We start from the raw sequence: 13,818 nt of genomic DNA, 5'->3' as shown, positions 1-13,818 counted from the left end.
CTATTTTTCACATATAAAAATTCGATGCCCTAAAATATGTTGATACATAAGCAGTACTTGTTCGTGTTGCACCCACGCCCCATACAATTCTTCCGGAATAAACGGTGATACATTCCACTCTGGCTCTTCCACATGTCCTGCAACTGTTTCTGCAATAGTTCCGCCACCCGCAATTGTAATTCTTTTAAAATTTGCTGCTTGAAATAAATGAATCCACTCATTCTCAGTTAATAATTCTTTCATACCATATAACTGTCCAATCTTTTCCTCCTCTTTCTTCTCAATATGTTTTTCGGTAATCATTTCAATGACAACAAGCTTTCCATCCTTTTGTAATACACGATAACATTCCGAAATAACCTTTTCTTTATTTGTAAAAGCGAGTATAGATTCTCCAAGTACAAGCTCAAAAGAATCATTTAAACACGGTAACCCTTCTACATCGCCTTGAATCAATTGTATATTTAAACCATCAAACAACCATCTATCTTTCGCTTTTTTAATCATAATTTCATTCTTTTCAACCGCTGTCACTTTATAACCCAATTTTTTTGTCATATACGCCGCTGTTTTCCCCGTGCCGCAACCTATCTCAAGAACATTTGCTCCGTGTCTAAGTGGCAATTGAGATAGTAATTGCTTCGTTAACGTAAAACCACCAGGATGAGCACTCCCTATTCCGTAATAAGCTAAGAAGTCGATGTAAGTATTCCGTTCCATACAATTCTCCCTTTTTTATTTTATATATTCCAGGAAGGAAGAAAAGTGCATAAAAAAAGGGCGCATCGCGCGCCCTCTCTCTTACTTATCTTCACCAATATATGCCCATTTGTAGCTGTAATCTCCACCAACTGGGTGGTGAATAATACCTTTTACTTTCGCTCTTTGAACTAGAGCATCACCACGTTGGTATAACGGTGCAATTGCAGCATCTTCAAGTAACATTTTTTCAGCTTTCAGTAAGCTATCCCAACGATCTTTCGTTTTCGTTAATAGCTCGCCTTTACCTTTTTCTACAATTTCATCATATTTCGGATTTGAATATCCAGTTTGGTTATGAGGTCCATTTGTAACGAACATATCAATGAATGTCATTGGATCTAAGTAGTCAGGTCCCCAACCAGCGTAAGATAAATCATAATCTAGATCTGATTCTAATTTTAATTTTTGTTTAAACGGTTGGTTTTTCAAATTCACTGTTAAGCCCGGTAAGTTCTTCTCAAGCTCTCCTTTTAAGAACTCACCTACTTTTTTCGCATTATCGCTATCGTAGTTTAATAGCTCTACAGTTACTTGCTCTTTTCCAAGTTCTTTTTTCGCTTTTTCCCAATGCTCTTTTGCCTTCTTCACATCTGTTTTTAAAATATCTCCGTTATCTTTACGGAAGTCTTTTCCATCTGGACTTTTTGCAAATTCTTTTGGTACTAAGTAATCTGCAGGTGTAGATCCGTCATTTAAAATTACATTCGTTAAACCTTTTTTATCATATGCCATTGCAATCGCTAAACGTAAATCTTTGCTCTTTAATACTGTATCTTGATTACCACGTTTTTGGTTTAATCGTAAGAAGTACGTTGACGGTGTTTTTTGTGTAAAGAAATCTGGATTTGATTTATATTTGTCAACCATTTCAGATGTAAGTGCTGCACGATCGATTTGTCCACTTTCATATAAGTTTACACGTGTACCGCTATCTTTTACTACGTTAAAGTTGATTTCTTCTAATTTAACTGTTTTATTATCCCAGTATTGTGCATTTTTCTTTAACTTCCAACCTTCTTCATGTTTCCAGTCTGTTAATGTAAATGGTCCGTTGTATAACGTTGTATCTGATTCTAAACCGTATTTTTCTCCTTTTTCTTTTACGAATTTTTCATTTAACGGATAGAATGTTCCGAATGAAGTTAATTCTACAAAGTAAGGAACTGGATTTTCTAATTCTACCTCTAATGTGTAGTCATCTACAGCTTTTACACCTAACGTATCAAGTGGTGCTTTCCCATCATTAATTGCTTTTGCGTTCTTTAAATCAAACATAATGTATGCATATTCCGCTGCTGTATTTTTATCTACCGCACGTTTCCAAGCAAACACGAAATCCTTCGCTGTTACAGGTTCTCCATTTGACCATTTCGCATTTTTATTTAATGTGAATGTATATTTTTTACCATCATCACTCTTTTTATATGATTCAGCAACCCCTGGTGCTGCTTTATTATCTTTATCAAGTCGATATAAACCTTCCATTACGTTGTTTAAAGCAAGAAACGATACTTGGTCTGTCGCTTTAGAAGAATCCATAGATGGAATCTCTTGACTCTCTGTTAAATTAAGCACTTGCTTTGCTGCTAATTTTCCGCCTTCTTTTTCACTACTTTTCGGCGTTGTGTTCGTCTTTTCTTTTTCCCCTGATCCCGAGCAAGCTGTTAATGCCATACTCATTACTAGAACTGGTGCTACAACCGCTGTTAATTTTGTCATCTTTTTTCTCTTCATTTTTTTGTACCCTCCCCAATTATATGTACGATATTAACATTTAGAGATTCTCTATTAACTTTCGTTATCAGAAAATTCTTATTAATTAATATTCTACTATCTTTTTGAGTTTTGTAAAGTATTTTTGTAAATTTTCTAAATATTTATTTTTTTATGATAGTAACTTGTTATTCTGCTATTGCTACTATATGAATTATCCCCATCTACTATATGGAAACATACCTCCCCTTATTCTTCTCTATTACTAAGTTCTATATTTTTCTCATCAATATGAAATCTCTGCTATCATTTATCTATCCAATTGTTGAACTCTTTTCTAATTTTCTACAGTAGAATTTTAAAAGCAGCCTCAACATTTCTCAAAATTTCCATCTGCCTTATTCTCCTATCCATACAAAAAAGCATTTCAAAAGCATATTAAACACTTTTGAAATGCTTTCATGTTATTTCTTTCCGCCATCCTCAGTTACATACGCCCACTTAAAGCTATATTCTGGACTAATGTTGTGTTTCACAATTCCTTTTACATTCGGTTTCATTACATATGATCTTCCTGTTTGATATAAAGGAACTAATCCTGCATCTTCTTCAAGGAATATTTTTTCTGCTTTCCCTAATGTTTCCCAGCGCTCCTTCGGATCAGACAATAATTCATTACCTGCTTTTTGTACCATTTCATCGTATTTCGGATTTGAATAACTCATTTGGTTATATGGACTCTTCGATTCAAACATATCAATAAATGTCATTGGATCCGAATAATCTGGGCTCCAACCTGCAAACGAAACTTCATAATCTTGCGCTGACTCTAATTTTAATTTTTGTTTGAATGGCTGAATTTTCGTGTTAACTGTTACACCTTTTAAGTTTTTCTCAATTTGATCTTTAAAATAATCGGCAATCTTTTTCGCAGTTCCATCATCATAGCTTAGTAATTCAATTGTAACTTGATCTTTTCCGAGTTCCTTTTTCGCCTCTTCCCAAGCTGCTGCGCCTTTTTTCACATCATATTTCAGACCATTTTTAAATGTATCTTGATAATCTTTACCATCCGGTCCCGTCGCAAGCCCTTTTGGAACCAATTGATCCGTTGCTTTTGACCCATTATTTAATATAACGTTTGCTAAACCTTTTTTATCAATGGATAATGCGATTGCTTCACGAAGCTTTTTACTCTTTAACGGTGTATCTTGTCCGTTACGCTTTTGATTTAAACGTAAGAAGTACGTACTTGCTTCTGAATACTCACCATATTCATCTTTGTTCGATTTATATTTATCTACGAATTCTCCTGATAGTAGTGTGAAATCAATTGATCCTGTATCATATAAATTTACTTTCGTAGCAACTTCTTTTACTACACTATAATTAATTTCTTCTAATTTCACAGTCTTATTATCCCAATACTTATCATTTTTCTTCAACTGCCAACCTTGTTCATGTTTCCACGATGCCATTACAAATGGCCCGTTATACAATGTTGTATCTGCTTCTAAACCGAATTTCTCTCCTTTTTCTTTTACGAACTTTTCATTTAATGGATAGTATGACGGGAATGCTAATAAGTTTAAGAAATATGGTACTGGTTTGTCTAATTCTACTTCAAGTGTATAATCATCTACCGCTTTTGCACCTAATTCCGTTGCAGGTTTTTCACCTTTATTAATTGCCTCTGCATTTTTAATATAGTAGGCAATAAACGCATATTCTGCCGCTGTGTTTTTATCAAGTAAGCGCTGCCATCCATATACGAAATCTTTCGCTGTTACAGGCTCTCCATTTGACCATTTCGCATCTTTACGCAGTTTAAACGTATATTTTTTACCATCTTCGCTTTTCTTACTTGATTCTGCAGCAGCTGGAATAGGCTTATTATCTTTATCAAGACGATATAATCCTTCCATCGTGTTCCCTAAAATTTGTGCGCCTAACGTATCAGTAGATTTAGAAGTGTCCATTGTCGGAATTTCTTGATTTTCTGTACGATTTAATACTTGCTTCGCTGCATATTTAATATCAGATTTTTTTTCTTCCCCACTATTAGATGTAGTAGTCGTTTTCTTCTCCCCACCTGAACCAGAGCATGCTGTCAATGCTACACTCATCGCTAAAACTGGTACTACAACTGCTGTTAACTTTTTCATCTTTTTTCTCTTCATTTTTGTACCCTCCCCAATTATATGTATAATACCAACCCTTGAGAGACCCCTTGCTAACGATTAATTTTCTGAAAATTATAACTAATATTATTCTACTCTATTTTTCGTATTTGTAAATAGTTTTATTTTAAATATTCTGATTTTTATCTTCATAAATTAGTATGATTTATCCCCCATCTACTATATGTACGTACTATACGCCTTATTCTTCTCTATTTAACTGAGCTAAAAAAAAGCATTTCAAAGTAGCTAAGCTACTTTGAAATGCTTTTTTAACTCTATTATTTTTCAGTCACGTATGCCCACTTAAAGCTAAATTCTGGACTGATATTATGTTTTACTACACCTTTTACATTTGGTTGTAAAACATAAGAATCTCCACGTTGGTATAAAGGTACAATCGCTACATCTTCTTCAAGTAATGTTTTTTCAGCTTTTCCTAACTCTTCCCAACGTTTCTTCGCATCGCTCATTAATTCCGTTCCAGCTTTTTTCACCATGCCGTCATATTTAGCGTCAGAGAAGCTCATTTGGTTATGAGAATGTCCAGTCTCAAACATATCTAAGAACGTCATTGGATCTGCATAATCTGGATTCCAACCACCGTATGAAATATCATATTGTTGCTCAGATTCTAATTTTAGTTTTTGCTTAAATGGTTGAAGTTTAATGTTAACTGTTACACCTTTTAAGTTCTTCTCAATTTGGTCCTTAATATATTCTCCAACTTTTTTCGCATTACCAGTATCATAGTTTAAGAATTCAATTGTAACTTGGTCTTTACCTAGCTCTTTTTTCGCTTCTTCCCAAGCTGCAGCAGCTTTTTTAGCATTTGGTTTTAAACCATTTTTAAACGTTTCTTGGAAGTCTTTACCGTCTGGTCCAGTTGCTAAACCTTTTGGTACTAAGAAGTCAGCTTCTTTTGATCCATCATTTAAAATTACGTTTGCTAAATTCTTTTTATCAACTGATAGTGCAATTGCTTCACGTAACTTTTTACTCTTTAATGGTGTATCTTGTCCATCACGTTTTTGGTTCATACGAATGAAATACGTACTCACTTGTGAATATGTTCCGAATTCATCTTTCTTATTTCTATATTTATCTACGAACTCTCCAGTTAATAAAGCAAAGTCAACTTGACCGCTATCATATAAATTGATAAGAGTTGCTGGTTCTTTAACAACACTGAAGTTAACTTCTTCAAGTTTTACAGTCTTTTTATCCCAATATTGATCATTTTTCTTTAATTGCCATCCTTGTTCATGCTTCCAATCTTTAAGAACGAACGGTCCATTATAAACTGTTGTATCAGACTCTATACCGAACTTCTCCCCTTTTTCTTTTACGAATTTTTCATTTAATGGGTAGTACGATGGGAATGCTACTAAGTTTAAGAAGTACGGTACCGCTTGCTCTAATTCAACTTCAAGCGTAAGATCATCTACCGCTTTCACTCCTAATTCAGCTACAGGTTTTTCACCTTTATTAACCACTTCTGCATTTTTAATTGGGAATGCGATAAATGCATACTCAGCAGCTGTTTTTGGATCTAATAGACGTTGCCAAGCATATACGAAATCTTTCGCCGTTACTGGATCTCCATTTGACCATTTTGCATCTTTACGCAGTTTAAATGTATATTTTTTACCATCTTCACTTTTCGTGCTAGATTCTGCTGCAGCTGGAATAGGCTTATTATCTTTATCCAGACGATATAATCCTTCCATCGTATTCCCTAGCATTTGTGAAGATACTGTATCTGTTGATTTAGAAGAATCCATCGTTGGAATCTCTTGGTTTACTGTTCGATTCAACACTTGTTTTGCCGCTAATTTTCCCTCTGACTTGCTATCTCCACTTGAGTTTGTGCTTGTCTTTTTATCTCCGCCTGATGTAGAACATGCTGTTAATGCCATGCTCATTGCTAAAACCGGTACTACAACTGCTGTTAGTTTTTTCATTTTTTTCTTTTTCATTTTTGTACCCTCCCTAATTCTAAACGATATCTATTTAAGAATTTTCTGATAATCCTGTTTTTCTTTATATATTTATCAGACGATTCTTACTACTTCTTATTCTACTAATTTTTTAAAATTTGTAAAGTGTTATTATTGAAAATTATTAAAAAATTATTTTCTTACAGTAATATTCATAAAAATTCCATATAGTTTTTTAACATCGTTTTTTATCGTTACATATACACTAATTTAATAGTGTTAATGATACTTCCCAATAAATAGACTGTAGATTGTCGTTAATAAATAATGTATATTCCAGAGATCTTTTTCCTACAAAAACAAAAAAAGCAGATATAACATCCGCTTTAATTTCCCTCAATTTGCTTCTCACTTAATCCAAGATGTGTTCTGAGTGTATTACTCAAATTTTGTAAGTCTTTTTTATTAGGATTATAATAATATACACGCCGTCCATTTGGGCCATTTGGTAAATATAAATCATCACCGCTCAGTTGCATCTTCTCAACTGAACAATCTAAACCATATTTATAAAAAGATAAAATATCATCCAATGCTAAATTTGTTTTAAAATCACCATCGACGGCCTCAACCATTTTCTCCAGTTTTGTAATAGACCCTACATTTTTTAATTTACTTAAAATCGCCTCAATAACAAGTTGTTGGCGCTGTCCCCTCATTGCATCACTATCAATATGACGAGTTCTCGCCAAAGCAAGTGCTTCTTCTCCCGTTAATTTTTGAACCCCTTTTTTCAAGTGAATCGTATCAGGTTCATCTTTACTATTTTGTTCAGTAAATTCAACCGGGACATCTACCTCAACACCATCGAGCCCATCAACAATTTTAATAAATGACCCAAAATTAAATTTTACAAAATAATCTACCGGTACTTGCAGTAACTTTTCTACTGCCTCAACAGAAGCTTGTGGGCCTCCATCTTTTCCGTTTTTAACGAAACCACTTCCATATGCGTGTGTTATTTTATCTTTTTTCTTTTCGAGTGGAACATATGTATATGTATCTCGTGGTATACTGGTTAACTTCACTGTCTTATCTTCTTTATTAAACGTAACTAACAATAATGCATCCGTATGAAATGCACCATTATACCCCTTTTGCCGTTCTTGATTTTCATCAATTCCCATAATTAACATTGAAACGTTGTGTGTAATTGGCTTTACAGCTTTCTCACGTAAATTTGATTTTTCACCACGCGATAAGTTCAAATTAGATTTTTGTACGAGATTAGAAGTTTTCATATATACATAAGCACCATACCCAACTCCGCCAAATAGTAATACTCCTAACAATACACTTATTATCGTTGTCTTTTTATATTTTCGTTTATTTTTCTTTTCTCTTGAAGGAGAGGTATTCTCCATATAGTTCCCTCCGTTTTCTATTCATCTAATATGTTTTTCAATTTTTCATAATTAGTGCTATCCTTTTGAAATACATTCTCTTTCAATCCTTTGTTTATTTGTATCCATTCAGTCGTAATCGAATATTGAATCATACCTTCATGGAAACTAAGGAACTTCAACATAATCCCCGTATTTTTCTCTACAACCATTTCAAATTTCCCACTTAAATCTTCAGATGTACTTACAGGCATTTCTATGTTTATTATTCCTTCTATTTTGTAGCAATCGAGTCCAAGATACTTCGTTTCTTTATAACTCCAATCTTTATATCGAATTAATAGATCAGCAAATTCTGATTGAATACTGTACTTAGCGAATCCCACATATTCGTCATCATACCGTTTCTTCTCACCTGATTTTCTCAATAACCTTTCCGTAGGGCTTAATTTTAATAGTTCATTATTTCTTTCTTTTGGACTCCATCTCGTCTCTTTATACGTATTATTCTTATCATTAAACTCTTTTTTTCCTTCCTCGCTATAAATCATCGTGCTTTTTTTCGATAGCTTGTCTTCTTTAGATGAAATACCACTTTGTTTCTCCGTATCAATCGCATATTTATATGTTGTAGCAATTCTTGTAGAGCTAGAATATTCTTCGAATTGCCCTGAAACATTTTGGAAATGATCAATTGAATCAAGCATCTTTTGATGAATCTTTTCCTTATCTGGATAATTGACGTTCGACTTTATTTCTTCTTCATTCTCATAATCAGAAAACGCATTCTTCTTTACGTAATTAAACATCCCTCCATTTTGTGCAAAGCTCTGTATAGAAAACTCAGACATAGATACAATTGATAGCGTTAGAACAGCGGCACTAATAAACATCATATGTACTCTATAACTCTTTCTTTTTACAGGAAGATTATGAAGTGTATCATTAATTTTTTCATTTAGTGCCTGTGGCAATACGGTATTATCCTTTTCTATTCTCTTTTTTAATTTTTCATCAAATGATTTTTCTTTATCCATTTTAACCACCTCCTACTCCATCTTTAATCGCTCTTCTAATTGTTCCCTTGCACGTGACAATCTTGATTTAACCGTTCCTTTTGGAATTTCTAAAAGCGTTGCAATACTTTCTTGATTCATATCTTCATAATAATAAAGTACAGTTACAGCTCTTAGTTCTTCCGTTAAAGACTGAATAGCATTACAAAGGTCAATATCTTCATATCGATCGAACGCCACCATATTACTATCATGATCCTCAATTACAATTACTTTGTTATAAGAGCGAATTATATTGTTACACTCATTTATTAAAATTCTAATGAGCCAAGTTTGAAAAAACTCTTCCTTTTTCAGTTTTTTTATATTTTCATAAGCTTCTAAAATTGTTGCCTGCATCGCATCCTCTATATTCGTCTCATCACGTAACATCGCCTTCGCAATGCGATACATCTTTACTTTTTCTGTATGTATAAGTGTCATAAAAGCCTCGTGATTACCCTTTTTTGCTAAAGAAACATCCGTTTCTTCTTTTACAATCATCTTATATAAAGGAATTACTTTCACAATTGGTCCTCCTGTTTCAGCCTCTCTATTAATTAAACTTTACACATATTAGACGGAGTATCCTAGAAAAAGGTTCAATTCTTTTGAATATTTCTACAAGAAAAAATGTAAACATTCCATTTTGACTATCTACTTAAATGTTTCTCTAAAAGATATCCCTTCGAATTTACAAACAAAAAAAGCCCACTTTCTCAGTGGACTTTCTAATTTACAACGGTAAATCCCTCTTCCTAAACACTACAATTGCTACTATGAAGATACAAAGCGCTCCAGCAGTTAAGCCTATACTTACTGGCCATATATTATATGTTCCTTCAGCAATTTCTTTCGGACGAAACAATGTAAATAAAGATATATTTCTCATCCACTCTAACTTATCACTTAATTTCCCTACCATATCTAATACGAAAAATAAGATTGTTAAACTGGCTGAGTAGCTAAGTGCCTTTCTTTCATCATTACATATACAAGAAAAGAAAAATGAATAGGCACTAACTACTAAAAATATAAGCCCTCCGACTATGTTTATTTTCAAAAATAATTCTCGATTTAAGTTATTATCTTTTAAAAACCATTCTGCACCTAATATACCAGCTACATAAGTAACAATTACAATTATTAGTAGCCCCAATATGAGAACAGCAGCTTGTGTAATTGCAATTTGCACCCTCGATACAGGTGTTGCTAATAAATATGCCATCGCCCCTTTATCTACATGACGAGCAATTAAATGCGTTGCAACCGTGACACAAAAAATTGTTAAAATGATAATAAACAATAGACTATAATATTCACCAGCTAAAAAATCCATTACATTTTGAATCGGACTTTCCATTCCAACAATTTTTTTCACACTATCAGGCATGGCACTTATTAATTCATTTAAACCTTTGGCTGAAACCATCGATGGGAATATCCAAATTAATAACCATAAATAAAGAGCTGCACCAGTAGCATAGCTCAATATACTTTTTTTCGTTTCTTTCAAACTAGCTAAAAATAGTTGTTTATTCATGCTTTACCCCTTCTTTCTTCTCGTAATAATGCATAAATAAATGTTCTAAATCCGTCGCTCTCGTTTGAAGTGCAGTTACATTATAGTTTGAAAGTATTTGTAAAACAGTTTGATAGTTTCCTTGCACAATAATTGACGCCTCTCTACCTTTCACTCCTTCAAATTGCAAATCACATTGTTTAAGAGACTCGATTTCTTCTTGAGATGATACTGTTACATCTATAACCTGTCTTCTCATACCTTGTAAATCATGAATGTTTTCAACGGTTACAAGACAACCATCTTTAATAATAGCTACTCTGTCACAAGTTCTCTCAATTTCAGTGAAAATATGTGATGACATAAGGATTGTTTTTCCTCTTTGCTTTTCCTCTAATATTAAATCTATAAATACTTGTTGCATAAGTGGATCGAGTCCTGATGTCGGTTCATCTAAAATTAACACTTCTGGATCATGCATAAATGCCGCAACTATACCTACTTTTTGTTTCATTCCTTTAGACATTTTTCGAATTGGTGTTTTCACATCGAACTGCAAACGTTCTATCAATTCATCTCGTCTTTTTATATTTTTTAACCCACGCATTCCTTGCATCAAATTTAAAAACTCTAATCCATTCATTCCTTCAATAAAAGAAATCTCTCCTGGTAAATAGCCAACTTCTCTTTGAATTTTCGCAGCATCTTCCCAACAATCTAATCCGAAAATTGTCGCTTTACCAGCCGTCGGTTTTATAAATCCCATTAAATTACGAATCGTTGTTGATTTCCCAGCACCATTTGGTCCTAAGTAGCCAAAAACTTCTCCTTCTTTCACTTCAAATGTAATATCAAACAAGCCTTTTCCATTTGAAAACTGTTTTGTAACATTTTGAACTGAAATCATAAACCCACCTCATTTTTTGAAATATTTAACATGTGATATTTCAAAATTATTGTACTCCTCATCTTTCATATTCGCAACAACTTTTTGAAATATTTATATGTCCATATTTCAAAAATATTGTTTTCAATTATTTTTTCTTGTATATTTTAAATGAGGTGATTGTATTGAACGGCTTTGAAAAAGTGAAAGAAAAGAAAAAACGTGCCATTAAAGATGCGGCCTTTACATTATTTTCAGAACGTGGATTTAATGAAGTGAAAATAGAACATATTGCAAAAAAAGCAAACGTTTCTCAAGTGACAATTTATAATCATTTCGGAAGTAAAGATGCGTTATTTAGGGAACTTATACAAGAATTTATAATATCTGAATTTCAATATTATAAAGAGCTTGCAGAAGAAAAATTACCTTTTCATGATATGATGCAAAAAATGATTGTAAGAAAAATGAATACTGGGGGGTTATTTCAGCCTGATATGTTACTACAAATGATGCAAAGAGACGAAGCACTCCGAGAATTTATTTATAGTTATCAAAACGAAAAAATCTTGCCTTGGTATTTAGAAATATTAGAACAAGCACAGCGCAAAAATGAAATTAATCCACACCTTTCAAAAGAAATGATGTTACTTTACATTCAAATGTTCACTAAATTAGGTGATGATTTCGGGGCACAGCTTCTTGAAGGAGATCGAGAAAAACATATACAAGATATAGTTACGATGTTCTTTTACGGACTTTCTGTTCCAGAAAAATAATTTTTTCTAAAGAACAAACAAAATCATAAAAAAGCCCTTTGGATATTTAAATCTCAAGGGCTTTTTCATGTCGAAAAGAATTATTAAAACTAACTTTATCTCAAAGAAGTTAAATGATGTTTTATAGATACTACCTTATTATAGATTAAATCTTTCAGCATGACAGGCTGAATTGAGATAATCGTTTTTCCAAAATTCAAAAAATAACTTGAAATAAAATCAATTTCTTTCTTGTTAAAATAGCCTGTTATAATGTATTTTTCTTTTTCTTTTTGTATCCTCATGGAAGGATAATTCTCTTTATCAAAAATGTCTTTTCCTTCTTGATTAACAATGACAATAAAATCAATTGCATCAGGCTTTCTGTGAAAAGTAGTAAGATAACTTAATAGTTCTTCGAGCTTTTTTGGATTAGTATTGCTTGTTTCCATAATAGAAAGAATTTTATCACATCTAATTATTTGAACATTACTTGTCTCAAAATTAAAAATTTTAGCATACCACTGTCCAAATTTAGATTCTATTCGAATAAATTGGGCGACCAATGCTTTCTCCTCATCTTTTTTCAAATATGTTAAACGATAAACCCGTTCAGCAAAAATCCCCTGTAAAAGTTCTTTTAAGAACGGACTAAAGTTACTATGATTTGTTACTTCAAAGGAAAGTGTTCGTTCCATGATTGAAATATTTTTACTCACATTATCAGGTAATACATGTTTAAATTTATTTTCAAGCGCAATACTTTCTATATTAAATGGCTTTGTTTTGTAACCATTTAATGTAAGAATCGAAAAGTATAACGCATACATTTCATCCACACTAAAATATATTGGTGATAACACACTATTTTCTATAATTTTATAACTCCCATTTCTACCTAGTTCAGAATATATCGGTACACCTATTTCTTCCAATGATTGAATGTCTCGTAGAGCGGTACTTTTAGAAATAGCATATCTAACCATTAAATCTTTTAAATTAAAATATCTTTTATTATTTAAGAAAATAAGCATATCATTTATTCGTTCAGTTTTTTTCATATTTCCCTCCATAAAAGGTGTCATGTATTGAAACCTTTTTAGTCTATATTATAATTATTAACTAAAAAAGGAGTTAGATATTTATGACATTAGAAATAGCTATTTTTCTTTCAATGAATGGGCAAGCAAAGGAGGCAATTAATTTTTATACACGTAATTTAGAAGCCAAGAAGTTAATGATTGTTACGTATGAAGAACTGGCCAAAAAAGATAGTTCTTTTGAAATTACAAATGAAAATAAAGATCATATTGCCCACTCTGTTTTACAAATTGGGAATACAAAGCTAATGATAGCCGAAGATACAATGAACCCTACTGAACGTTATAGCGTTGGAAATAACATGTCACTTTGCATTCAAAGCGCTGATTTAGAAGAAATACAAAGATTTTATAATAATTTAATTTCCGATAAGCATGTGAAAATAATCTCTCCACTAGAAAAAAATATATTTAGTGAAGCATATGGTATTATTGAAGATCCTTACGGCATACAAATCCAATTAATGTATGACAAACGACTAAAATAAATAATGAGTCA

12 protein-coding genes are annotated in these 13,818 nt (G+C 32.5%); 2 read left to right on the top strand and 10 right to left on the bottom strand.

Annotated features, from left to right (window positions below; genetic code table 11):
- From SB773_RS20890 to SB773_RS20850, 9 genes are all read right to left on the bottom strand, one after another.
- A complete protein-coding gene (locus SB773_RS20890) occupies nt 1-720 on the bottom strand; it encodes a class I SAM-dependent methyltransferase (RefSeq protein ID WP_410591839.1) in 720 nt (239 codons plus the stop codon).
- An 81-nt stretch (nt 721-801) separates the two neighbouring features.
- On the bottom strand, nt 802-2,496 hold the full coding sequence (locus SB773_RS20885; RefSeq protein WP_410591837.1) for a peptide ABC transporter substrate-binding protein: 1,695 nt from the start codon (nt 2,494-2,496) through the stop codon (nt 802-804).
- 443 nt (nt 2,497-2,939) lie between these two features.
- The gene (locus tag SB773_RS20880) at nt 2,940-4,655 is read right to left on the bottom strand and encodes a peptide ABC transporter substrate-binding protein (RefSeq protein WP_131245324.1); all 1,716 of its coding nucleotides are present in this window, start codon (nt 4,653-4,655) and stop codon (nt 2,940-2,942) included.
- Nucleotides 4,656-4,936: 281 nt separating this feature from the next.
- The gene (locus SB773_RS20875; RefSeq protein ID WP_002033575.1) at nt 4,937-6,634 is read right to left on the bottom strand and encodes a peptide ABC transporter substrate-binding protein; all 1,698 of its coding nucleotides are present in this window, start codon (nt 6,632-6,634) and stop codon (nt 4,937-4,939) included.
- A 347-nt stretch (nt 6,635-6,981) separates the two neighbouring features.
- Nucleotides 6,982-8,019: an LCP family protein gene (locus tag SB773_RS20870; RefSeq protein WP_088031041.1), complete on the bottom strand. Its 1,038-nt coding sequence runs from the start codon at nt 8,017-8,019 to the stop codon at nt 6,982-6,984.
- A gap of 17 nt (nt 8,020-8,036) precedes the next feature.
- A complete protein-coding gene (locus tag SB773_RS20865) occupies nt 8,037-9,035 on the bottom strand; it encodes an anti-sigma factor (protein ID WP_410591833.1) in 999 nt (332 codons plus the stop codon).
- A 12-nt stretch (nt 9,036-9,047) separates the two neighbouring features.
- Nucleotides 9,048-9,581: a sigma-70 family RNA polymerase sigma factor gene (locus SB773_RS20860; protein WP_410591831.1), complete on the bottom strand. Its 534-nt coding sequence runs from the start codon at nt 9,579-9,581 to the stop codon at nt 9,048-9,050.
- Between the two features lie 208 nt (nt 9,582-9,789).
- On the bottom strand, nt 9,790-10,596 hold the full coding sequence (locus SB773_RS20855; RefSeq protein ID WP_002087759.1) for an ABC transporter permease subunit: 807 nt from the start codon (nt 10,594-10,596) through the stop codon (nt 9,790-9,792).
- Nucleotides 10,589-11,482, bottom strand: a complete 894-nt coding sequence (locus tag SB773_RS20850; protein ID WP_002087760.1) for an ABC transporter ATP-binding protein — start codon at nt 11,480-11,482, stop codon at nt 10,589-10,591. The genes SB773_RS20855 and SB773_RS20850 overlap by 8 nt, the downstream gene beginning before the upstream one ends.
- 164 nt (nt 11,483-11,646) lie before the next feature.
- On the opposite strand from SB773_RS20850, the gene SB773_RS20845 reads away from it, so the two are divergent.
- Nucleotides 11,647-12,240: a TetR/AcrR family transcriptional regulator gene (locus SB773_RS20845; RefSeq protein WP_044439934.1), complete on the top strand. Its 594-nt coding sequence runs from the start codon at nt 11,647-11,649 to the stop codon at nt 12,238-12,240.
- A 95-nt stretch (nt 12,241-12,335) separates the two neighbouring features.
- Here SB773_RS20845 and SB773_RS20840 read toward each other — a convergent pair whose 3' ends face one another.
- The gene (locus tag SB773_RS20840) at nt 12,336-13,304 is read right to left on the bottom strand and encodes a helix-turn-helix transcriptional regulator (protein ID WP_410591828.1); all 969 of its coding nucleotides are present in this window, start codon (nt 13,302-13,304) and stop codon (nt 12,336-12,338) included.
- A 59-nt stretch (nt 13,305-13,363) separates the two neighbouring features.
- Between SB773_RS20840 and SB773_RS20835 the strand changes: the two genes are divergently transcribed.
- Nucleotides 13,364-13,807 (top strand): VOC family protein, encoded by a 444-nt coding sequence (locus SB773_RS20835; protein ID WP_410591826.1) that lies wholly within the window; start codon nt 13,364-13,366, stop codon nt 13,805-13,807.
- Nucleotides 13,808-13,818: the final 11 nt, after the last annotated feature.

Origin of the sequence: Bacillus sp. SIMBA_074, from assembly GCF_046534555.1 — a bacterium.
GTDB lineage: Bacteria > Bacillota > Bacilli > Bacillales > Bacillaceae_G > Bacillus_A > Bacillus_A mycoides.
Note: the sequence above shows the minus strand (reverse complement) of the source record. Positions and strands in the feature narration are given on the sequence as shown.

Excerpts from the sequence above, each read along its gene's own strand:
- SB773_RS20890 (WP_410591839.1), bottom strand. The coding sequence starts at position 720 with ATGGAACGGAATACTTACATCGACTTCTTAGCTTATTACGGAATAGGG.
- SB773_RS20885 (WP_410591837.1), bottom strand. The coding sequence starts at position 2,496 with ATGAAGAGAAAAAAGATGACAAAATTAACAGCGGTTGTAGCACCAGTT.
- SB773_RS20880 (WP_131245324.1), bottom strand. The coding sequence starts at position 4,655 with ATGAAGAGAAAAAAGATGAAAAAGTTAACAGCAGTTGTAGTACCAGTT.
- SB773_RS20875 (WP_002033575.1), bottom strand. The coding sequence starts at position 6,634 with ATGAAAAAGAAAAAAATGAAAAAACTAACAGCAGTTGTAGTACCGGTT.
- SB773_RS20870 (WP_088031041.1), bottom strand. The coding sequence starts at position 8,019 with ATGGAGAATACCTCTCCTTCAAGAGAAAAGAAAAATAAACGAAAATAT.
- SB773_RS20865 (WP_410591833.1), bottom strand. The coding sequence starts at position 9,035 with ATGGATAAAGAAAAATCATTTGATGAAAAATTAAAAAAGAGAATAGAA.
- SB773_RS20855 (WP_002087759.1), bottom strand. The coding sequence starts at position 10,596 with ATGAATAAACAACTATTTTTAGCTAGTTTGAAAGAAACGAAAAAAAGT.
- SB773_RS20850 (WP_002087760.1), bottom strand. The coding sequence starts at position 11,482 with ATGATTTCAGTTCAAAATGTTACAAAACAGTTTTCAAATGGAAAAGGC.
- SB773_RS20840 (WP_410591828.1), bottom strand. The coding sequence starts at position 13,304 with ATGACACCTTTTATGGAGGGAAATATGAAAAAAACTGAACGAATAAAT.
- SB773_RS20835 (WP_410591826.1), top strand. The coding sequence starts at position 13,364 with ATGACATTAGAAATAGCTATTTTTCTTTCAATGAATGGGCAAGCAAAG.